Source organism: Caballeronia arvi, from assembly GCF_001544695.2.
GTDB classification, from domain to species: Bacteria; Pseudomonadota; Gammaproteobacteria; order Burkholderiales; family Burkholderiaceae; genus Caballeronia; species Caballeronia arvi.
The window spans coordinates 507,738-527,846 of the sequence record NZ_FCOM02000001.1 but is presented as its reverse complement, the minus strand read 5'-3'; the positions used below and the strand labels follow the sequence as shown (position 1 = coordinate 527,846).

Sequence of the window (20,109 nt, the reverse complement as noted above, 5' to 3'; positions counted from 1 at the left end):
GTCCAACATGAGTCATCGGGTCAAACCCAACCTTCGACGGAGCTGAACGATGAACACCTTCCTGCACACGATTCGCCGCGCCGCGGGCGTGCTGCTTGCCGCCGCCGCGCTGCAACCGACCGCGCATGCCGCGAACACGCCGCCCGCGCCGCAACCGATCGCCGCCACGAGCGCGATCCGGTCGCACACGATCGAGGCGAACGGCGTCGAGCTTCACTATCTCCAGGCCGGTCACGGCGACGCGACGCCCGTCGTGCTGCTGCACGGCTACACGGAAACGAGCCACATGTGGCAACCGCTGATGACGCGTCTCGCGGGCGAGCGCGTCGTGATCGCGCCGGACCTGCCGGGCGCCGGCGGCTCGGCGATGCCCGCTTCCGGCTACGACAAGAAGACGATGGCGCAAGACATCCACGCGATGGTGCGCGCGCTCGGGTATCGCAAGGTGAAGCTGGTCGGGCACGACATCGGGCTGATGGTCGCGTATGCGTACGCGGCGCAGTATCCCGACGAAGTCGAAAGCATCGTGCTGATGGACGCCTTCCTGCCCGGCGTCGGCGACTGGCAAAAGGTCTGGCTCCTGCGCGACAAATGGCACTTCAACTTCTACGGCGCGACGCCCGAACAACTCGTGCGCGGCCGCGAGCGCACCTACTTCGAGCATTTCTGGAACGACTTCGCCGCCGATCCCGCGCATTCGGTGAGCGAAGCGGATCGCCGCTACTATTCGGCGCAGTACGCGCGCAACGGCCGCATGCGCGCGGGGTTCGAGTATTTCCACACGTTCACGCAAGATGCAGACGATTTCGCCGCGTTCGCCAGAACGCCGTTGCCGATGCCGATGCTGGTTCTGGCCGGCGAGCGCGCGTCGGGCACGTTTCTGATCGATCAGGCAAAGCTCGTCGCGACGAACGTGCAGGGCGTGGTCGTGCCGGGCGCGGGACACTGGCTGATGGAGGAAGCGCCGGATGCGACGATGGCGCAACTCGTGCACTTCATCGATGCGACTTCGTCCAACTGAAAACCATCAAAGGAGAACTGAAATGGGACTGCTCGTCGACGGGCAATGGCAGGACAAGTGGTACGACACGTCATCCACCGGCGGGCGCTTCGTGCGCAAGGACGCCGCGTTCCGTAACCGGGTGACGGCGGACGGCGAAGGCGGCTTCAAGGCCGAGGCGGGGCGTTATCACCTTTACGTGAGCCTCGCGTGCCCGTGGGCGCATCGCACGCTCATCATGCGAGCGCTGAAGGGACTGGAAGCGATGATCGACGTCTCGGTCGTGAATTGGCTGATGCTGGAAAACGGCTGGACCTTCGACGACGGCCCCGGCGTCGTGCCCGACACGGTCAACGGCGCGCGCTGGCTGCATCAGGTCTACACCGCCGCCGACCCGCACTACACCGGCCGCGTGACTGTGCCGATCCTGTGGGACAAGGCGCGCGGGACGATCGTGAACAACGAGTCGTCGGAGATCATTCGCATGCTGAATTCGGCGTTCGATGGCATCGGCGCGAAACCGGGCGATTACTATCCGCGCGAGCTGCGCGAAGAGATCGACGCGCTCAACACGCGCATCTACGACACGCTCAACAACGGCGTCTACAAGGCGGGATTCGCGACCACGCAAGCCGCCTACGAGGAAGCGATACTGCCGCTCTTCGATACGCTCGATGTGTTGGAACAACGGCTGGACACGCGCCGCTATCTGACTGGCGAGCGCTTCACGGAAGCCGATATCCGCCTCTTCACGACGCTCGTGCGCTTCGACGCGGTGTATGTCGGCCACTTCAAGTGCAACCTGCGGCGCATTGCGGACTATCCGAATCTCTCGAAGTACCTGCGCGAGATCTACCGGATGCCGGGCGTCGCCGCGACGGTGAACTTCGACCACATCAAGCGGCATTACTACGAGAGTCATCGCACGATCAATCCGCCGGGCATCGTGCCCGCCGGACCGGTGCTCGATTTCGCTGCGGATCAGTCGTACTGATAGACGCCGCGCTTCGTCTTGCGTCCGAGCCGCCCCGCCGCGACGAGCTCGCGCAGCAGCGGGCACGCGCGGTACTTCGAATCGCCGAAGTCCTTGAGGAACACGTCCATCACCGAGAGACACACGTCGAGGCCGATCAGGTCCGCGAGCGCGAGCGGGCCGATCGGATGATTCGCGCCGAGCTTCATGCCTGCGTCGATTTCTTCCGCGCTCGCGACGCCTTCATAGAGCACGTAGAACGCTTCGTTGATCATCGGCACGAGAATGCGGTTGACGACGAAGCCCGGCGAATTGCGCACGCCGATCGGCGATTTGCCGAGCTTCTCGGTCAGCTCGCGCACGGCGGCGGCGGTTTCATCGCTCGTCTGCACGCCGCGGATCACTTCGACGAGCGGCAACAGCGGCACCGGATTGAAGAAATGCATGCCGATGAAACGCTCGGGCGTCGCGATCATCGCGGCGAGCGCGGTGATCGAAATCGACGACGTGTTCGACGCGATGATCGCATCCGGCCGCGCCGCGTCTTCGATCTGCTTCAGGATGCGGTTCTTGAGCTCGGCGTTCTCTGTGGCCGCTTCGATCACGATATCGGCAACGGTGAGACGCGCGTAATCGGTCGAGGTTTCGATGCGCTTCAATGCCGCATCGCGCGCGGAGGCGTCCAACTTGTCCTTCGACACGAGCCGCTCCAGGCTGCCCGTAAGCGTGGCGATGCCCTTTGCGAGCGCGGCGTCGGTGACGTCGATCAGCACCACGCTGAAGCCCGCGACGGCCGCGACCTGCGCGATGCCGTTGCCCATGGTTCCCGCACCGACGATGCCGACGGTCTGAATCTTCATGCTCTGCTCCTCCTTGATCTGCGCCGGCGTGAGGCGCCGGCAAACCGGAAATGTTCGAATGCGCGCGAAGGCGCTCTCAGGGAACGATTCTAACCAGCGATGCAGGCCACGACGTTACCCGAAAGCCGTCAAATCTTTCAACGCAATGCCGTTTGCATGACAGAAGGCAGCGTATCGGTCCCAGCCGCTCTTCCAGTTTTCGGCCGCGAGCACCTGGCCGCTGTCGTTCACGAAAAGCAGTTCGCCCTGAATGATGTTGAGCGTGACGATGTCCGCGCCGTCCGCATCGGAATCGGCGTCGGACGGCAGCGCTTCGGGCGTGTGGCTCGATCCCGCAGTCTCGTACACGATGCTCCCCGGCTCCGCGATCCACTCGTGCTCGCGATACTTCCAGCGCCCCTCGACGGTGTAGACGATTACCGTCCCTGTATGCCGATGCCGCGGCATCTGGCCTTTGGCCGGCGCCTTCATCAGCGCGATGACTTCGCCGCGCACCGGGTCGAGCTTGAAATACTTGACGAGCACACGCTCGCTGTAGGGCGTGAACGGCACCCACGGCAGGTCGGCGTCGTTGAGGCAGGCGGTCTGGATCTGTTCGAACAGCATGATGTCGGCTCCTTGCATTCAGCAGTGCATTGTAGGCAGCGCGGCGCGCGTCCACCATTGGCCGAACGGACGACCCCGCCGGCCGAGCCGGATCGCGCGGTATCTGCTATCGTCCCGCCATGCCAACCATCATCACCGTTTCCAATCTGTCCAAGACCTACGGGTCGGGCTTCCGCGCGCTTCGGGACGTGAATCTCGAGATCCGGCGCGGCGAAATTTTCGCGCTGCTCGGCCCGAACGGGGCGGGCAAGACGACGCTCATCAGCACCGTGTGCGGCATCGTGAATCCGAGCGAGGGCAAGGTCACCGTCGCCGGTCACGATATCGTCACCGACTATCGCGCCGCGCGCGCGATGATCGGCCTCGTGCCGCAGGAGCTCACCACCGACGCCTTCGAGACCGTCTGGGCGACCGTGTCGTTCAGTCGCGGCCTGTTCGGGCGGCCGAAGAATCCGGCGTACGTCGAGAAAGTGCTGAAGTCGCTGTCGCTGTGGGCGAAGAAAGACAACAAGATCATGACGCTGTCGGGCGGCATGAAGCGGCGCGTGCTGATCGCGAAAGCGCTCGCGCACGAGCCCGAAATCCTCTTTCTCGACGAGCCCACCGCGGGCGTCGATGTCGAACTGCGCCGCGACATGTGGGACCTCGTGCGCGAGTTGCAGAGCAACGGCGTGACCATCATCCTGACGACGCACTACATCGAGGAAGCGGAGGAGATGGCGGACCGCATCGGCGTGATCAACCGCGGCGAGATCGTGCTCGTCGAGGAAAAGCGCGAGCTCATGCGCAAGCTCGGGCAGAAGAAGCTCACGCTGCAGCTCGAACAGCCGCTCGCCGAGATTCCCGCGCCGCTCGCGCCTTACGCCCTCGCGCGCTCGGCGGACGGCGGCGAGCTCACGTACACGTACGACGCGCACGACGAACCGGGCCGCATCATCGCGCTCTTGCGCCATGTCGATGAAGCCGGCGTGCGTTTCAAGGATCTGCAAACGACGCAAAGCTCGCTCGAAGACATCTTCGTGAGCCTCGTCAGGGAAGCCAAATGAATCTATATGCCGTTCGCGCGATCTACCGTTTCGAGATGGCGCGCGCCGGACGCACGCTGATGCAGAGCATCGTGTCGCCGGTCATTTCCACGTCGCTTTATTTCGTCGTGTTCGGCGCTGCCATCGGCTCGCGCATTCCGGAAGTCGACGGCATCAGTTACGGCGCGTTCATCGTGCCCGGTCTCGTGATGTTGTCGCTGCTCACGCAAAGCATCGCCAATGCGTCTTTCGGCATTTATTTTCCGAAGTTCACCGGCACGATCTACGAATTGCTGTCCGCGCCGGTGTCGTACTTCGAGCTCGTCCTGAGCTACGTGGGCGCGGCCGCGACCAAATCCGTCATTCTCGGGCTGATCATTCTTCTGACGGCAGGACTGTTCGTGCCGCTCAGAATCGATCATCCCGTGTGGATGATCGTATTTTTGCTGCTGACTTCCGTGACGTTCAGCCTGCTCGGGTTCATCATCGGCATCTGGGCGGACGGCTTCGAGAAGCTGCAGATCATTCCGCTCTTGATCGTCACGCCGCTCACGTTTCTCGGCGGCAGCTTCTATTCGATCAATATCCTGCCGCCGTTCTGGAAGACCGTGGCGCTGTTCAATCCGGTCGTCTATCTGATCAGCGGCTTTCGCTGGAGCTTTTACGGGCTTGCCGATGTCGAAGTCGGCGTGAGCCTCGGCATGACGCTGGTGTTTCTGGCGGTATTCGTCGGGATCGTCGCGTGGATCTTCAGGACGGGATACCGGCTCAAAACCTAGAGCGGCGCGCGGCACGGCGGCCGGGCATGAGGGCGTTCATCGGATGAAAATCATGAAACGCACGAAGCGCAATTTCCTCGGTGTGATGGCGGCGGCGTTCACGGGCGGCGCGGGTTCATCGGCGCCCGCCCGATCGTACGAAATCGACCATAGCAGCGCGGACTGGCGACGGCGTCTGTCGTCGGAGCAATATCGCGTGCTCAGGCGCGGCGGCACCGAGCCGCCGTTCGCGAGCCCGCTGCTCAAGGAAGACCGCGACGGCAACTACGCGTGCGCCGGATGCGGCCTCGCATTGTTCTCGTCGGCGACGAAATTCGACAGCCGCACCGGCTGGCCGAGTTTCTGGAGGCCGCTCGACGGCGCCGTCGCGATGCACGCGGAAGCGACCGGCCACATGCGCAACGAGGTGCATTGCCGGCGGTGCGGCGGCCATCTTGGCCATGTCTTCGACGACGGTCCGAAGCCAACCGGCCTGCGCTACTGCATGAACGGCGTGGCGCTCGAGTTCCTTCCGGACGAAGCGTGACACCGCGCACCCATCCACCTTTCTTCGGGCTTTCCCATGAACGCATCCCAACTCGTGCTCGATGCCGCGAAGACCGCGCTCGTGCTGATCGATTTGCAGAAGGGCATCGCCGCGTTGCCCGTGCAGCCTCACGCCGCGGCGAACGTGCTCGCCAACGCGCGTGCGCTCGCCGAGCGTTTCCGCGCGCTCGGCGCACCGGTCGTGCTCGTGAAAGTCGCGTTCCCGAACGCGCCGGGCGGCCTGCGCCCGATCACCGACGCGGGGCAGGCGCAGGAAGCGCCCGAGCCCGCGGGCTGGAGCGAACTGTGCGCGGAGCTGGACGTGCAGGCATCGGACATCGTCGTCACCAAGCGGCAGTGGGGCGCATTCCACGGCACCGATCTCGATTCCCATCTGCGCCGGCGCGGCATCGATACGATCGTGCTGGGCGGCATCGCGACGGCCATCGGCGTGGATACCACTGCGCGCGGCGCGCACGAGCGCGGCTATCAGCAGATTTTCGTCGAAGACGCGATGAGCGATCTGCACGCCGATACGCACGAATCGACGTGCCGTTACATTTTTCCGCGCATTGGCCGGCTCCGTTCGACGCAACAGGTGCTGGCGGCGCTGGCATAGCGGCGCGCGTCGCCTATGCTGTAGCGTACGTCCGATATCGACGGACGAATGAGGTGCGGTGATGGCGGCCATTCCGAAGGTAGCGATCGCGTGTCAGGGCGGCGGAAGCCATGCGGCGTTCGCCGCGGGCGTGCTCGACCGGCTGTTGAGCGACGCATGCTTCAGCCGCTTCGAGCTTGTCGCGCTGTCCGGAACCTCCGGCGGCGCGATGTGCAGCGCACTCGCGTGGGCAGGCTTGCTGCTCGGCGGCCCCGCCGACGCCCGAAAGCGCCTCGCCGCTTTCTGGAAGGATCTGGAGGCGCGCGAGGGGCCGGATATCGTCGCCAACGCGCTCGGCACCTGGTACGCGCGCTTGCCCGTCAATGCGGAGATCAGCCCGTATCTGTATCCGCCGATCGCCGAGGAGCGCCTGCGCGAGCTGCTCGACAAGCATCTGCCGTTCGCGTCGCTACCCGCCGCGCCTGAGCAACGCGCGAAGCCCACGCTTCTCGTCGGCGCGACCGATGTGCGCACGGGCGATCGCGTGATCTTCCCCGGCGACAGGCTCGATCAGGATCAGCTGGTGGCATCGGCTGCGGTGCCGCCGCTGTATCGCGCGGTCGCGGCCGACGGGCGCATGTGCTGGGACGGCCTCTTCAGCAGCAATCCGCCGGTGCGCGAGTTTACCGATTTCGCGATCGACATGCGCCCCGACGAAATCTGGGTCGTGCAGATCAATCCGCAGCATCGCGAGGAACTGCCCGAATCGATGAACGAGATCATCGACCGGCGCAACGAGTTGTCCGGCAATCTCGCGCTTGGACAGGAGCTCTACTTCACGACACGCGTGAACGAATGGCTGAAGGCCGACGCATCGCTCGCGCAGCGCTATAAGCCGATCAAGGTTCGCGTCGTGCAGATGCATCTCGACGCGAAGGATTATCCCGGGCCGCTCGACTATGCATCGAAACTCGATCGCAATCCCGCGCTCTTGCATGCGCTGATCCGCAAGGGCCGCGAGCGCGCCGAATGGTTCTTCGATGCGCGCTCCGACTGGCCGAGAGAAGGCACTGCTCCGCACCGGAGCGTCTATGCGACGACGCCCGCGGCGGTATCGGCGAAGGCGTAGCCCAGTCCGTCTGGCACAAAATTTCGCGCTGCCATTGTGGGACGGATGGGCGATTCACCGGCACAATCTCTTGTTTGGCCTGAAAAGCGGCACATGACGAAGGAGAAAATCATGAACACAAGAACACTCGGATTCATTTTTGCAGCTTTGCTGATCGCGCTGCAGGGTGGGCCTGCGATGGCGGAACAAGCAGCATCGAACATCGAAGGACTCATGGTCGTGCAGGTCATCGGCGAGGTGAAAGCGGTCGATCCAAGCGCGCATCGCGTCACGGTCGTGAACGCACAAGGCGTCGCGACGCAAGTGAACGTGAGCCCCGATATGCAGGACCTCGACAAGCTGCCGCTCGGCACGCGCATCAAGAGTTCCGTGCTGCAGCCCGTCACGCTGACACCGATCGGGCATGCCAAGCTTCAGCAGGCCGTGCCCGGCGACAAGCGTTTCGTGGCGCAAGTGGCGAGCGTCGACACCGCAACGGGCGTCGTCATGCTCAAGGATGCGGACAGCCTGCCCATCGAAGTGCGCGCGCGCGATGCGCGGCAGGCGGGCACGCTCGCAAGCGGCGCGACTGTCAGGGTCGATGTGGTGAACAACCGCGCGAAACCGGCACAAAAGAAGTAATGAACGGCGGCGCGCTTTAAGAAAGTTCTAGTGGTCCCGTTATTTCGGTTCCCTTAACTTTGCATCACTCGCTGGCGGGACCCCGCCTGCCACGTCGAGAGCGTCCGTTCATCCCCGTGTCCGGGCGCAGCGCTTATCCCCGAGCGCCGGACGCGCGTCGCACCCGCGGCGCGCGTCCCTTTTTTCGTGTTGTCACCAGCGTCATGCCGGCGTCGACGGCACCAGCCGAACCCGCGTGATCTCGGACGGCGCGCCCAGGCGTTTCGGTGGTCCCCAATAGCCGGTGCCGCGGCTCGTGTAGACCCACAGCCCGTTCACCTTCACGAGCCCCGCGACGAAGGGCTGCTGCAAGCGCACGAAGAAATTCCACGGCAGAAACTGGCCGCCGTGCGTGTGCCCTGAAAGCTGCAAGGTAAAGCCCGCTTCGGCGGCCGCAGTGGCGCTGCGCGGCTGATGCGCGAGCAGCACGCGCACGGCGGCGTCGTCGGGCGCGCCGCTGATCGCCTTGGCGGGATCGCTGCGATGCGCGGGATCGAAACTGCCCGCGCTGTAATCCGTCACGCCCGCAACCACGGCCTGCGCGCCGTCGTGGTTCAGCACGACGTGCTGATTGAGCAGCACGTTCAGCCCCAGGCGGCGGAATTCGGCGATCCACTTGTCCGCGCCCGAGTAATACTCGTGATTCCCGGTGACGAGAAACGCGCCGTGCCGCGCGGACAGACCGGCGAGCGGGCGCGTGTGGTCGGCCAGATTCGGCACGCTGCCATCGACGACATCGCCCGTCACCGCGATCAGATCCGGTTCCAGCCCGTTCACCGCCGCGACGATGCGCTCCACATAGTGACGCTTGATCGTCGGGCCGACGTGAATATCGCTGATCTGCACGATGGTGAAACCGTGGAGCGCGGCGGGCAGATCGTCGATGGGCACGTCGACGCTCACGACCGGCGCGCGCCGGCGCGCGTTGTAGAAGCCGATCGCGGAGAAGAGCACGGCGAGCATCGGCACCGCCAGCGCGCTATATGCGACGAGTGCCGGTGAACCGACAGGCGCGCCGCGCAGCCAGTCGACGAGATGCACGAAGAAGAGCATCACGTCGCGCGCAAAGGTCAGGAGAAGCAGCGAGGAGAAAAAGCCGAGTGCGGTGAGCCCGAACCATGCGAGCCGATCGGCAAGCGCTTGCGGTTCGATCTGACGCGCCGCCATGCCGAGCGGAATGAGGATCACCGACGCCGCGAGCAAGGCCGCCGCCAGCACCTTGAGCGGCATGCCGACGGGCGCGGCCGGGATGAGCCGCACGCCGACGTAGATGTGAAACAGAATGCCGATGCCGATAAAGCGGAGAAAGAAAGCCGAGCGTCGCATAGCGCCCCTGAGAGATCGAAGAAGCGGCAAAAAGGCGCATGACGGACGGCAGCGCCGGAGCCAGAGCCGATTCTACCCGCTTGAAAAACTCGCCGCCTTCGGCGCACCGCTGCGCCGCATTCCCTCAATTGCAAAAAATTGCGCACGCTTTGGACTTTCACCGGTGCAGGGCGGTATAAATCCTCCGTTTAATTCCTGTAATCGCATTGTCAGTCTCAAAGACATTAGCAATGCAAAACTCGAGAAGAGGAGTAGGCGCATGAACATGAAGTTGCGTGCAATTTCGATCCTGGCGATGACCGCAATCGCAGCATCGGCGGGTGCCGCATTCGCACAGACCGATTCGCTCGCGAAGACGGCCGAGCAAGTGACGATGGCGGAAAACCCGATTCATCTCCAGTCGACGATCGTGGGCATCGATTCGGCCAACCGCGTGCTGATGCTGCGAGATCAGAGCGGCGACGTGATGCTGCCGGTCGTCAAGGAAGTCAAGAATTTCGACAACCTGAAGGTCGGCGACGTCGTGGACGTGTATTACAAGAACGCGCTGCTGATGGACATCAGCAAGGCGACGGGCGACAAGACCGATCGCGCGCGCGTCGACACGACCATGGTCGCACCTGCGTCGGGCGCGAACGTCGTTGCCGGCTTCGATGCGGTGCGCAAGGTCGAAGTGCTTGCTACCGTCGTGAGCGTCGACGCGGCGAAGCGCACGATCACGCTGCGCGGCCCGCAGAACACCGTGAAGCTCGACATCGCGAAGAACCTCGACGTAAGCAAGTTGAAGAAGGGCGACAACGTTCACGCCGTGTTCGTGTCGGCGCTGGCGGTTCAGGTGACGCCGCCCGCGGCGACGGCTTCGAACTGAGACGCGCGGTTGTCGTAAGTCGAAAGGCCCCGGCATGTCGAATGCCGGGGCCTTTCCAATTATGCGATCACACCGCCATGCAGAGATATTTGATGACGACGTAATCGTCGATGCCGTAGTGCGAGCCTTCGCGGCCGAGGCCCGATTGCTTCACGCCGCCGAACGGCGCCACTTCGTTGGAGATCAGCCCGGTGTTGATGCCGACCATGCCGTATTCGAGCGCTTCGGCCACGCGCCAGATGCGGCCGATGTCGCGGCTATAGAAGTAAGCGGCGAGGCCGAACTCGGTGTCGTTGGCGAGGCGTACGACTTCATCGTCGGATGAGAACTTGAAGAGCGGCGCGAGCGGGCCGAAGGTTTCTTCCTTCGCCACTTTCATGTCGGGCGTGACGTCTGTCAGCACGGTCGGCTCGAAGAAGCCGTGACCGAGCGTGTGACGCTTGCCGCCCGACGCGAGCGACGCGCCTTTCGCGAGCGCATCGTCGATATGCGACTCGACCTTCTTCACGGCCGCTTCGTTGATGAGCGGTCCGAGCGACACGCCGCTTTCGGTGCCGCGTCCGACCTTGAGCTGCCCGACCGCCGCCGCCATCTTTTGCGCGAAGGCGTCGTACACGCGCTCATGCACGTAGAAGCGGTTCGTGCAGACGCAGGTCTGTCCGCTGTTGCGATATTTCGATGCGATCGCGCCTTCCACGGCGGCGTCGAGATCGGCGTCGTCGAACACGATGAACGGCGCGTTGCCGCCGAGTTCCAGCGTCACCTTCTTGACCGTCGGCGCGCTTTGCGCCATCAGCAGGCGGCCGACCGCGGTCGAGCCGGTGAATGACAGCTTGCGCACGATCGGATTGCTCGTCATTTCGCCGCCGATCGCTTTCGGATCGCCGGTCAGGACGCTGAGCACGCCCTTCGGAATGCCGGCGCGCTCGGCGAGCACGGCGAGCGCGAATGCGGAGAAGGGCGTTGCTTCGGCGGGCTTCACGACGATCGGGCAGCCGGCCGCGAGCGCCGGCCCGACTTTGCGCGTGATCATCGCGGCGGGGAAGTTCCACGGCGTGATCGCCGCGCAGACCCCGATCGGCTCCTTCGTCACGACGATGCGTTTGTCGGCGGCGGGCGACGCGAGCGTATCGCCGGCGACGCGCTTGCCTTCCTCCGCGAACCATTCGATGAACGACGCGGCGTAGGCGATTTCACCTTTTGCTTCGGCGAGCGGCTTGCCTTGCTCGGTGGTGAGGATGAGCGCGAGATCGTCGGCGTTTTCGGTCATCAGGTCGAACCAGCGGCGCAGGATGGCGGCGCGTTCCTTTGCCGTCTTTTGGCGCCAGGCGGGCCAGGCGGCGTTGGCCGCATCGATGGCGCGTTTGGTTTCGTTCGCACCCATGTGGGGGACCGGGCCGAGGGATTCGCCGTTCGATGGGTCGATGACTTCGAAGGTGCTTCCATCGTCGGATTGTTGCCATTCACCTGCGATGAAGGCGGCGTGGCGTAGCAGCGTCGGGTCTTTCAGGTTCATTTCTGTTTGCATTCCTCTGATTTCGGGTTTCTTTTTGCCGGATCCCGTATTCGTGTTGGTTAATTAGCTTTGCCCCTGTGCGGGGCGGCAGTCACTTTCTTTGCTGCTGCAAAGAAAGTAACCAAAGAAAGCAGCTCTCCCCAGCCTAAGCACTTCATACCGGCCGCGGCACAGAACTACTCTCGTGGTCCGGCAGTAGCGAGTGCCCTCAAAGGTCGTACCGGGCTTGGATCGCGCACGGTCCGCCACATCGCACCGCACTACTGACTGGTTCAGCACCTGATAGCTCCAGCCCGCTTCGCGGCCGTCCGGTCAATCAGGTTTGCGTGAGCACACGTATTAGCCCACGCCCACTGTTGGTTTCCCTTGCGTACCCGGCGGCAGCGCGCAGCGCTGTGCCGAAGCTATTTTGTGCTGAACCAGTATTCGTTGGGTACTAGCTTGTCAGACCGTGTGCGGTCCACGCCCGGCACAACAATGGGAACACTCGCTACTCTGGGTTCCATTCAGCCAATCGCCTGTGCCGGGGCCGGTGTGAAGCACTCTGGGTCGAAAAGCTGCTTTCTTTGGTGACTTTCTTTGCAGCAGCAAAGAAAGTTACCCCCGCCCCGGGGAGGGGCAACGCTAATAGACCGACATCAAAACAGGACTCCACGACAAACAGCCAACCAACAAAATCAAGCCGCCACAGCGACGGCTTCCGTCATAACTTCTTCAAGAATCCCAAGCGCCTCATCGAAAACCGCCTCTTGAATGGTGAGCGGAAACAGGAACCGAACCACATTCGAATACACACCGCAAACCAGCAAAAGCAACCCGCGCTCGAGCGCCCGCGTCTGCACGAGCTTGGCGAACGCAGCATCGGCATCATGCGACCCAGGCTTGCAGAACTCGACCGCGATCATCGCGCCAGGCCCGCGCACATCGGCGATCTGCGGCACATTGGTCTTGAGCGCCCGCAGCTTCGCCTTGAGCTTGTCACCCAAAACCACCGCACGCTCGCAGAGCTTCTCTTCGTCGATGATGTCGAGCACCGCGTGCGCCGCCGCCACCGAAAGCGGATTGCCCGCATACGTGCCACCGAGACCGCCCGGCGCGGCCGCATCCATGATGTCCGCACGTCCGACGACACCCGACAGCGGCATGCCGCCCGCCAGCGACTTCGCAATCGTCATCAGATCCGGCACGACGTCGTAATGCTCCATCGCGAACAGCTTGCCGGTGCGCGCGAAGCCGGTCTGCACTTCATCGGCGATGAGCAGAATGCCGTGCTCGTCGCAGATCTTGCGCAGGCCGCGCACGAACTCGACAGGCGCGGGATTGAAACCGCCTTCGCCCTGCACGGGTTCGAAGATGATCGCCGCCACGCGCGCAGGTTCGATGTCCGCCTTGAACAGATGGGCGATCGCGCGCAGCGATTCGTCCACCGACACGCCATGCAGCGGATTCGGAAACGGCGCGTGATACACGTCCGACGGGAACGGCCCGAAGCCGATCTTGTACGGCGCGACCTTGCCGGTCAGCGCCATGCCCATCAGCGTGCGGCCATGAAAGCCGCCCGTGAAGGCGATCACGCCCGGACGGCCCGTCGCGGCGCGCGCGATCTTCACCGCGTTCTCGACGGCCTCCGCGCCCGTCGTGAAGAACGCCGTCTTGTTCGGATACCGGGACGGCGCGCGCGCGCCGATCCTTTCCGCGAGCGACACATACGACTCGTACGGCACGATCTGATACGCGGTGTGCGTGAAGCAGTCGAGCTGCGCGCGGATCGCTTCGACGATCTTCGGATGACGATGCCCCGTGTTGCACACCGCGATGCCCGCCGCGAAATCGATGAAGCGCCGTCCCTCGACGTCCCACAGTTCGGCGTTCTCGGCGCGCGCCGCGTAAAAATCGCACATCACGCCGACGCCGCGCGGGGTTGCGGCGTTCTTGCGGGCTTGCAGGGCGGCGTTCTTCAGGGTCGTGGTCACGGCGGGAATCTCCTTGGCGCGGTGTCGATGAGGTCAATACGGCTGAATCGAATCAGTAACGACTATAGTAAGATTTGGCCCGCAAGATCAGATCCATTTGGATAAATATATAGGAGCCAATCCGATGTCCACACGCGCAAGCGTGCTTTCCGACTGGCTTGCGCAGCGCATCGACCGCGGCAACGGCCAGCCGATCTACCGCCAGTTGCATAGGCTTTTGCAGCAGGCGATCCTCACGCGCGAACTCGCGGCCGGCGCGAAAGTGCCGTCGTCGCGGCTGCTCGCGGCGGAGCTCGGCATCGGGCGCAACACGGTGACGCAGGTGTACGAGCAACTGGCGCTCGAAGGCTACGTGTCGTCGGCGACGGGGCGCGGCACGTTCGTCGCGGACAGCGCACCCGACGACATCCTCTTCGACGACGCACCTTCGGACGCCGGCACGCGCTCCGCCGCGCAATCGACGCTTTCCGCGCGCGGGACGCGGCTGATCGCGGGCGCGGGCGTCTCGAAACGCCAGGGCGGCGCGTTCATGCCGGGCGTGCCCGACGTGTCGCGGTTTCCGTCGCGCGTATGGAACCGGCTGCACGCGAAATACTGGCGCAAGCCGCTCCCCGATCTGCTGACCTACGCGCCCGGCGGCGGCCACGCGGGTCTGCGCCACGCGCTCGCCGACTATCTGCGCACGTCGCGTTCGGTGCGCTGCACGCCGGAACAGATCGTCGTGACGACGGGCATTCATCAGTCGATCGATCTCGCCGCGCGCCTGCTCGCGGATTCCGGCGACACGATCTGGACCGAAGACCCGTGCTACTGGGGCGTGCGCAGCGTGCTGCAGGTTTCCGGACTCGATCTGAAGGCGATTCCCGTCGACGCCGAAGGCATCGCGCCGGCGCCCGCCGATCTCGCCGCGCCGCCGAAGCTGATGCTCGTCACGCCATCGCATCAATATCCGCTCGGCATGGTGATGAGCCTCGCGCGCCGCCGCATGCTGCTCGAATACGCGCGGCAGCATCGCTGCTGGATCATCGAGGACGACTACGACAGCGAATACCGCTACGGCAGCCGGCCGCTCGCATCGCTGCAGGGCATGGACACGGCCGGGCAGGTGATCTATGTCGGCAGCTTCGGCAAGACGCTGTTTCCCGGGCTGCGCATCGGCTATGTCGTGGTGCCGGAGACGCTCGCGGAGAGCTTCGCCACGGCGAGCGCCGAGCTGTATCGCGAAGGGCAGTTGTTGCAACAGGCGGTGCTCGCGGAGTTCATCGGCGAGGGGCATTTCACGTCGCACATCCGGCGCATGCGCGCGCTCTACAGCCAGCGGCGCGACACGATGCTCGCGACGATCGCGCAACGCTACGGCGACACGCTCGCGATCGCTGGCGGCGATGCCGGGCTGCATCTCGTGCTGAAACTGCCAAAACACGTCGACGATCGCGCGCTCGCCGCCGCCGCGCTCGCGGAGGACATCGTCGTGCGGCCGCTGTCGGGTTATTACGCGCATCGGCCGGACGCGGAATCCGGCTTGCTGATCGGTTACGCGTGCGTGCCGGACGAGGACATCGCCCCGGCTTTCGCGAAACTGGCCGATGTGATCGACCGCTTTTTGCGCTGATTTCGCCTGAATAGTCGAAAAATTTGCGCCAACACTGGAAACGAGCGCGCATGTGGAGGATCATGTGCGCCGTTTTCCTTGTACCGCATCGAGGTTTTTTCCATGACGACAGCTTCATCCGGCCGACACTTCACCGTCATCGCCGATCTCTCCGACGACGCGCCCGCGCTGCGCGAGATTCGCCACGACATCCACCGTCATCCGGAGCTCTCGTACGAGGAGACGCGCACCGCGGCGCTCGTCGCCGAGCGGCTGGAAGAATGGGGCTGGACGGTGGCGCGCGGCGTCGGCGGCACGGGCGTCGTCGGCACGTTGAAAGCGGGCGACGGTGCGAAGAGCATCGGCCTGCGCGCCGACATGGACGCGCTGCCGATCATCGAGCAGAGCGGCAAGCCCTGGGCGAGCGAGACGCACGGCAAGATGCACGCGTGCGGTCACGACGGCCACACGACGATGCTGCTCGGCGCCGCGCGACAGCTCGCGCGCACGCGCCGCTTCAACGGCACGGTGCATCTGTACTTTCAACCGGCGGAAGAGCACGGCGTGCCGAGCGGCGCGCAGAAGATGATCGAGGAAGGTCTGTTCGAGCGCTTTCATTGCGACGCCGTGTTCGGCGTGCACAACCATCCGGGCGCGCAGCCGGGCACATTCCTGTTCCGCAAGGGGCCGTTCATGGCTGCGGGCGATCAGGTCTCGATCGTGGTCGAAGGCGTCGGCGGGCATGCGGCGCGTCCGCATCTGTCCGTCGATCCGGTGGTCGTCACGGCGAGCATCGTGATGGCGCTGCAGACGATCGTCGCGCGCAACGTCGATCCGGCGCAGCCGGCCGTCGTCACCGTCGGCTCGATGCACGCGGGCACGGTCAACAACGTCATTCCGAACCGCGCGACGCTCGAGCTTTCGGTGCGCTCGTTCAGCCCGCAGGTGCGCGAGCTGCTGAAGCGCCGCATCACGGAACTGGTGGAAGCGCAGGCCGCGAGTTATGGCGCGAAGGCGACCGTCAAGTATCTGGAAGGCTATCCGGTCGTCGTGAATTCGGACGCGGAAACGGAGTTCGCGATTCAGGTGGCGCGCGAACTGGTGGGCGATGAGAACGTCGTCGCGCAGGCGGATCTGCTGATGGGCAGCGAGGATTTCGCGTTCATGCTGCAGGAACGGCCGGGCTCGTTCCTGCGCATCGGCAACGGCGCGGGCGAGGACGGCTGCATGGTCCACAACCCGCATTACGATTTCAACGACAAGAATCTGCCGGTCGGGGCGGCTTACTGGGCGCGGCTGGTGGAGCGGTTCCTCGCCTGACCGGAAGCATCACGCTGGCAACCTGAAACTCCCGATCGCCTCGCGCAGCACATCGACCTGATCCTTCAGCGAATGCGCGGCGGCGGCGGCCTCTTCGACGAGCGCGGCGTTCTGCTGCGTCACCTGATCCATCTCGACGACCGCGCGGTTCACCTGCTCGATGCCCGCGCTCTGCTCGCGCGACGCGTGGCTGATTTCGTCGAGAATCTCGTTCACGCGACGCACCGACTGCACGATCTCGGTCATCGTCGCGCCCGCGTTCGACACGAGCGATGCGCCTTGGCCGACCGTCTGCGTCGACGTCTCGATGAGCGCCTTGATTTCCTTCGCCGCCGTCGCCGAGCGCTGTGCGAGGCTGCGCACTTCGGCTGCGACGACCGCGAAACCGCGTCCCTGTTCGCCGGCACGCGCCGCCTCGACAGCCGCGTTCAAAGCAAGAATGTTCGTCTGGAACGCGATGCCGTCGATCACGCCGATGATGTCGCCGATCTGCTGCGAGCTCGCGGTGATGCGCGTCATGGTGTCGATCACGTCATCGACGACGCCGCTGCCGCGCGTCGCCACGTCCGCCGCCTGTTCCGCGAGACGCGCCGCCTGCGCCGCGCTTTCGGCGTTGTTCTTTACGTTCGCGGTCATCTGGTCCATGCTCGACGCGGTCTGCACGAGCGCCGCGGCCTGTTCCTCCGTGCGCTGCGACAAATCCGTATTGCCCGCCGCGATCTCCGAAGCGCCGACGTTGATGTTCTCAGTGCCGTTGCGCACCCGCGAAACCGTCTCGACGAGACCGCGCTGCATCACACTCAACGCATGCAGAAGGCTGGTCGTATCGTCCGGATGGACATCCACGGTGGTCGTCAGATCGCCGCGCGCGATGCGATGCGCCGCGCCGACCGCGAGCTCCAGCTCGCCGCCGAGATTGCGCCTGATGCTGCGCAGGACGATCAGCATCGCCGCCGTCGCGATGCCGCCGAGCAGCGCCGTGATCGCGAGCCAGCGCAGCGCGCTCGCATAGAACGCGCTCTGCACGTCGTCCATGTACATGCCGGTGACGAGATACCAGTCCCACTGCGCGAAACGCTGCGAATACGACATCTTGCCGACTGGCTTGTCGCTGCCGGGCTTCGGCCACAGATAGTTGACGAAGCCGCCGCCGGGCTGATCGCCGGCCTTCACGATATCGACGAACAGGTGATTGCCCGCCGGGTCCGTGTAGCCCGACAGATCCTGCCCGTTCATGCCGGACTTGATCGGGTGCATCACCATCTTCGGATGCGAGTCGTTGATGGAGAGATAGCCGTCCGTCCCGTAACGGATCGCGCCGACCGCTTCGAGCGCGCGCTTCTTCGCTTCTTCTTCGGTGAGCGTCTTGTTCGCCGCGAGCGCCGCATAGTGCGCGGTGATCGCGTGCGCCTCGTTGACGAGGGTCTTCAACTGCTCCTTGCGGTCGTCGATCATCGACGTCCGGTTCTGCCACGCGCCGATGATGCCGATTGCGATCAAGCCGATCCACAGCACGGCGATCATCGAGCCGAGCTTCCTGTTCAACGTCATTCTGTTCATATTGCGCCCGTCGCCTCTTTGCGTTGTCTGTCCTCGTGCGACGGCGCACGCCGCCGCATGCCCGCTTTACGGCAGGCGGCGCGGCGCATGTAGGGCGGGAATTCCCGTAGGAGGGCGCGGGTGAAGCTTCACATCAAAGGTGGCGGATCGGATCCTTGTCGGGCGGCGCATCGGGATGCGTCGGCTCGTCCGGGCGATGCCCCGGCGAATTCGGCAAGAACGGATCGGATTCCGGATCGCGGTTCGGGTCCGCGATGGGGTCCGGAATGGGCGTGGTCTGCATATCGAATTTCATGATGTCCCCCGGAAGGTGGATCGGCGCCGCGTTGGTTCGCCGCTACGCCGATTCGTGCGCCGCCGGCATGTGCAGCGTGAAGGGCTCGCCCGGATGCGCGTCGCCAGTTTTCGAGAGCGCGGCGCGGGCGCGGGCGGCGATCGCGTCGCTGCCGGTGTCGCGCGGATGCTCGTCGAGCACGATGTGCGGCGTGCCGAGCGCGCGGGCCGTGGCGACGGGCGAGGACGCGGCGGCGTCGTCGGACACGAGCAGGCGCGCGTTGGCGATCAGTTGCGGCAACGTGCGCGGTGCGACCGTGCCCGCGAGAAAGAGCGCGGCCGTCTGCATCGCGCCGAGGACGCCGGCGGTGCGCTCGGGATCGGGCGCGTCGCCGACGATCGCGATCTGCCAGCCGTCTGCGGCGAGCTGGTCGGCGACATCGGCGTAACGCTCGGCGGGCCACGCGGGTGCATCGCGATGGCTGCCCGGATGGATCAGCACGAGGCGCTCGCGCTCGATGCCGTGGAACGCGGCGAGCTCGTCGTAATCGGCATCGGGCGGCGGGCCAGCGTTCGCGGACGGCATGACGCTCGGCTCGTCGGGGACGAGCGCGGGCGCGAGCTCGTCGCTCAGGGTGGAAAGGGGAGTGGCTCGCATCCTGGCTCCTGCAAGTGGCGTGGCCTCGTTTCGATGTCCGCGAATTCGCGGGGGCCGGGCGGTTGGCAAGCACCTGGCGTGCCCGCGTCGTCGACAGCGCGCTCTGCGAGGCTGCGCGTGCGCCGCAGAGACAGATTGCATCCCGCACCGTGACAGTTTGAACGTCGATGACGGCATTTGTCACGGTATCTGTCACGTATTGAAGGTGTCGCGACGGCGCTCGTCAAGGCGCGGCGATTTTCAGTGCCGATGTAAAAAAACCGCCGCCTCGCGATGGCGAGGCGGCGGCTCGAATGTGCGGATCGCGCGAGGCGCGAGGCGCGGGGCGCTCAGGTTTCCGTGTTGCCGTCGTCGGCGGGCAGGGTTTTCGGCGTGAACGCTTCGGCGCGGCGGCGGATGCCGTCGACTTCGCCGGTCACGAAGGTGCGCTGGTCGGCGGCGAGCGCTTCCTGATACGACACACCTTCCGGCACGCGATGCAGCAGCGCGCGCAATTCGCCTTGCGTGGTCTGCTCGACCGGCTCGTAGTCGTACAGGCCGAGTTCGAGTTCGGCACGCTCGTGCAGGATGAACAGGCACGACGCGAACACCGCGACGCCGAGCACTTCCTGCACGCCGAAGCGGAATTCATGCGGAACCGGCGAGAACGGCAGCCACGCGATCAGCGCCGCGCCCGCGAGCGCCAGCGCGATCGTCGCTTTGAGCAGCAGTTGCAGGCGCGCGATGATGCGCTCGCGTTCGGTCTTCAGCTGCCCAGCCGATTTCGGCACGAGCGCAGTGAGGGATTGTTGACGGCGGAGTTCTTCGAGCGGGAGAGCGGCCATGAGGTTGTCGTCGGGACCATCGGTGAGCGCCAGGCGGCGCGACAC

General features: G+C 64.8%; 20 protein-coding genes. 11 read left to right on the top strand and 9 right to left on the bottom strand.

The features are described from left to right. Positions 1 to 49 precede the first annotated feature (49 nt). Together AWB74_RS02310 and AWB74_RS02305 are read left to right on the top strand one after the other, a co-directional pair. Positions 50 to 1,021 carry an alpha/beta fold hydrolase gene (locus tag AWB74_RS02310; protein WP_061145110.1) on the top strand — a complete coding sequence of 324 codons (972 nt, stop codon included), beginning with the start codon at positions 50 to 52 and terminating at the stop codon, positions 1,019 to 1,021. A 22-nt stretch (positions 1,022 to 1,043) separates the two neighbouring features. Next, positions 1,044 to 1,994, top strand: a complete 951-nt coding sequence (locus AWB74_RS02305; protein ID WP_061145109.1) for a glutathione S-transferase family protein — start codon at positions 1,044 to 1,046, stop codon at positions 1,992 to 1,994. Here AWB74_RS02305 and AWB74_RS02300 read toward each other — a convergent pair. Beyond that, positions 1,982 to 2,833 (bottom strand): 3-hydroxybutyryl-CoA dehydrogenase, encoded by an 852-nt coding sequence (locus AWB74_RS02300; protein WP_061145108.1) that lies wholly within the window; start codon positions 2,831 to 2,833, stop codon positions 1,982 to 1,984. The two genes, AWB74_RS02305 and AWB74_RS02300, sit on opposite strands and share 13 nt — an antisense overlap. Before the next feature lie 114 nt (positions 2,834 to 2,947). Further along, a complete protein-coding gene (locus AWB74_RS02295; RefSeq protein WP_061145286.1) occupies positions 2,948 to 3,439 on the bottom strand; it encodes a 2,4'-dihydroxyacetophenone dioxygenase family protein in 492 nt (163 codons plus the stop codon). 119 nt (positions 3,440 to 3,558) lie between these two features. Between AWB74_RS02295 and AWB74_RS02290 the strand changes: the two genes are divergently transcribed. From AWB74_RS02290 to AWB74_RS02265, 6 genes are all read left to right on the top strand, one after another. Beyond that, positions 3,559 to 4,485 carry an ABC transporter ATP-binding protein gene (locus AWB74_RS02290; protein WP_061145107.1) on the top strand — a complete coding sequence of 309 codons (927 nt, stop codon included), beginning with the start codon at positions 3,559 to 3,561 and terminating at the stop codon, positions 4,483 to 4,485. Continuing rightward, positions 4,482 to 5,243 (top strand): ABC transporter permease, encoded by a 762-nt coding sequence (locus AWB74_RS02285; protein WP_061145106.1) that lies wholly within the window; start codon positions 4,482 to 4,484, stop codon positions 5,241 to 5,243. The genes AWB74_RS02290 and AWB74_RS02285 overlap by 4 nt, the downstream gene beginning before the upstream one ends. 43 nt (positions 5,244 to 5,286) lie before the next feature. Then, a complete protein-coding gene (gene msrB / locus AWB74_RS02280; RefSeq protein ID WP_061145105.1) occupies positions 5,287 to 5,769 on the top strand; it encodes a peptide-methionine (R)-S-oxide reductase MsrB in 483 nt (160 codons plus the stop codon). 36 nt (positions 5,770 to 5,805) lie between these two features. Then, positions 5,806 to 6,387 carry a hydrolase gene (locus AWB74_RS02275; RefSeq protein WP_061145104.1) on the top strand — a complete coding sequence of 194 codons (582 nt, stop codon included), beginning with the start codon at positions 5,806 to 5,808 and terminating at the stop codon, positions 6,385 to 6,387. 61 nt (positions 6,388 to 6,448) lie between these two features. Further along, positions 6,449 to 7,495: a patatin-like phospholipase family protein gene (locus tag AWB74_RS02270; RefSeq protein WP_061145103.1), complete on the top strand. Its 1,047-nt coding sequence runs from the start codon at positions 6,449 to 6,451 to the stop codon at positions 7,493 to 7,495. Between the two features lie 111 nt (positions 7,496 to 7,606). Next, positions 7,607 to 8,116 carry a hypothetical protein gene (locus tag AWB74_RS02265; RefSeq protein WP_143749135.1) on the top strand — a complete coding sequence of 170 codons (510 nt, stop codon included), beginning with the start codon at positions 7,607 to 7,609 and terminating at the stop codon, positions 8,114 to 8,116. Positions 8,117 to 8,317: 201 nt separating this feature from the next. Here the strand turns inward: AWB74_RS02265 and AWB74_RS02260 are convergent, their stop codons facing one another. After that, positions 8,318 to 9,481: a metallophosphoesterase gene (locus tag AWB74_RS02260; protein WP_061145101.1), complete on the bottom strand. Its 1,164-nt coding sequence runs from the start codon at positions 9,479 to 9,481 to the stop codon at positions 8,318 to 8,320. A gap of 259 nt (positions 9,482 to 9,740) precedes the next feature. On the opposite strand from AWB74_RS02260, the gene AWB74_RS02255 reads away from it, so the two are divergent. Next, entirely contained in the window at positions 9,741 to 10,349 is a 609-nt protein-coding gene (locus tag AWB74_RS02255) for a hypothetical protein (protein ID WP_327361100.1), read from the top strand. 67 nt (positions 10,350 to 10,416) lie between these two features. Here AWB74_RS02255 and AWB74_RS02250 read toward each other — a convergent pair whose 3' ends face one another. Continuing rightward, on the bottom strand, positions 10,417 to 11,877 hold the full coding sequence (locus AWB74_RS02250; RefSeq protein ID WP_061145100.1) for an NAD-dependent succinate-semialdehyde dehydrogenase: 1,461 nt from the start codon (positions 11,875 to 11,877) through the stop codon (positions 10,417 to 10,419). A gap of 665 nt (positions 11,878 to 12,542) precedes the next feature. Continuing rightward, on the bottom strand, positions 12,543 to 13,826 hold the full coding sequence (gene gabT / locus AWB74_RS02245) for a 4-aminobutyrate--2-oxoglutarate transaminase (protein WP_061145284.1): 1,284 nt from the start codon (positions 13,824 to 13,826) through the stop codon (positions 12,543 to 12,545). A 136-nt stretch (positions 13,827 to 13,962) separates the two neighbouring features. Here gabT and pdxR point away from each other — a divergent pair, with 136 nt between their 5' ends. Beyond that, positions 13,963 to 15,450, top strand: coding sequence for a MocR-like pyridoxine biosynthesis transcription factor PdxR (gene pdxR, locus AWB74_RS02240; protein ID WP_061145099.1), 1,488 nt, complete (start codon positions 13,963 to 13,965; stop codon positions 15,448 to 15,450). Positions 15,451 to 15,552: 102 nt separating this feature from the next. Further along, positions 15,553 to 16,749, top strand: coding sequence for a M20 aminoacylase family protein (locus tag AWB74_RS02235; RefSeq protein WP_061145098.1), 1,197 nt, complete (start codon positions 15,553 to 15,555; stop codon positions 16,747 to 16,749). A gap of 9 nt (positions 16,750 to 16,758) precedes the next feature. On the opposite strand, the gene AWB74_RS02230 is transcribed toward AWB74_RS02235, so the two are convergent. From AWB74_RS02230 to AWB74_RS02220, 4 genes are all read right to left on the bottom strand, one after another. Continuing rightward, complete coding sequence (locus AWB74_RS02230; protein WP_061145097.1) at positions 16,759 to 18,300, bottom strand: methyl-accepting chemotaxis protein; 1,542 nt, start codon at positions 18,298 to 18,300, stop codon at positions 16,759 to 16,761. Positions 18,301 to 18,442: 142 nt separating this feature from the next. Beyond that, positions 18,443 to 18,604, bottom strand: coding sequence for a hypothetical protein (locus AWB74_RS46810; RefSeq protein WP_200821909.1), 162 nt, complete (start codon positions 18,602 to 18,604; stop codon positions 18,443 to 18,445). A gap of 42 nt (positions 18,605 to 18,646) precedes the next feature. Continuing rightward, positions 18,647 to 19,240: a glycosyltransferase family 9 protein gene (locus AWB74_RS02225; protein ID WP_061145096.1), complete on the bottom strand. Its 594-nt coding sequence runs from the start codon at positions 19,238 to 19,240 to the stop codon at positions 18,647 to 18,649. Positions 19,241 to 19,569: 329 nt separating this feature from the next. Next, positions 19,570 to 20,064 carry a hypothetical protein gene (locus tag AWB74_RS02220; protein WP_061145283.1) on the bottom strand — a complete coding sequence of 165 codons (495 nt, stop codon included), beginning with the start codon at positions 20,062 to 20,064 and terminating at the stop codon, positions 19,570 to 19,572. Between the last annotated feature and the right edge of the window lie 45 nt (positions 20,065 to 20,109).

Coding starts and splice junctions, on each gene's coding strand:
- AWB74_RS02250 (WP_061145100.1), bottom strand. CDS start 11,877: ATGCAAACAGAAATGAACCTGAAAGACCCGACGCTGCTACGCCACGCC.
- AWB74_RS02235 (WP_061145098.1), top strand. CDS start 15,553: ATGACGACAGCTTCATCCGGCCGACACTTCACCGTCATCGCCGATCTC.
- AWB74_RS02265 (WP_143749135.1), top strand. CDS start 7,607: ATGAACACAAGAACACTCGGATTCATTTTTGCAGCTTTGCTGATCGCG.
- AWB74_RS02310 (WP_061145110.1), top strand. CDS start 50: ATGAACACCTTCCTGCACACGATTCGCCGCGCCGCGGGCGTGCTGCTT.
- AWB74_RS02260 (WP_061145101.1), bottom strand. CDS start 9,481: ATGCGACGCTCGGCTTTCTTTCTCCGCTTTATCGGCATCGGCATTCTG.
- pdxR (WP_061145099.1), top strand. CDS start 13,963: ATGTCCACACGCGCAAGCGTGCTTTCCGACTGGCTTGCGCAGCGCATC.
- AWB74_RS46810 (WP_200821909.1), bottom strand. CDS start 18,604: ATGAAATTCGATATGCAGACCACGCCCATTCCGGACCCCATCGCGGAC.
- AWB74_RS02290 (WP_061145107.1), top strand. CDS start 3,559: ATGCCAACCATCATCACCGTTTCCAATCTGTCCAAGACCTACGGGTCG.
- AWB74_RS02270 (WP_061145103.1), top strand. CDS start 6,449: ATGGCGGCCATTCCGAAGGTAGCGATCGCGTGTCAGGGCGGCGGAAGC.
- AWB74_RS02275 (WP_061145104.1), top strand. CDS start 5,806: ATGAACGCATCCCAACTCGTGCTCGATGCCGCGAAGACCGCGCTCGTG.
- AWB74_RS02220 (WP_061145283.1), bottom strand. CDS start 20,064: ATGGCCGCTCTCCCGCTCGAAGAACTCCGCCGTCAACAATCCCTCACT.
- AWB74_RS02255 (WP_327361100.1), top strand. CDS start 9,741: ATGAACATGAAGTTGCGTGCAATTTCGATCCTGGCGATGACCGCAATC.
- AWB74_RS02295 (WP_061145286.1), bottom strand. CDS start 3,439: ATGCTGTTCGAACAGATCCAGACCGCCTGCCTCAACGACGCCGACCTG.
- AWB74_RS02305 (WP_061145109.1), top strand. CDS start 1,044: ATGGGACTGCTCGTCGACGGGCAATGGCAGGACAAGTGGTACGACACG.
- msrB (WP_061145105.1), top strand. CDS start 5,287: ATGAAAATCATGAAACGCACGAAGCGCAATTTCCTCGGTGTGATGGCG.
- AWB74_RS02285 (WP_061145106.1), top strand. CDS start 4,482: ATGAATCTATATGCCGTTCGCGCGATCTACCGTTTCGAGATGGCGCGC.
- AWB74_RS02225 (WP_061145096.1), bottom strand. CDS start 19,240: ATGCGAGCCACTCCCCTTTCCACCCTGAGCGACGAGCTCGCGCCCGCG.
- AWB74_RS02300 (WP_061145108.1), bottom strand. CDS start 2,833: ATGAAGATTCAGACCGTCGGCATCGTCGGTGCGGGAACCATGGGCAAC.
- AWB74_RS02230 (WP_061145097.1), bottom strand. CDS start 18,300: ATGACGTTGAACAGGAAGCTCGGCTCGATGATCGCCGTGCTGTGGATC.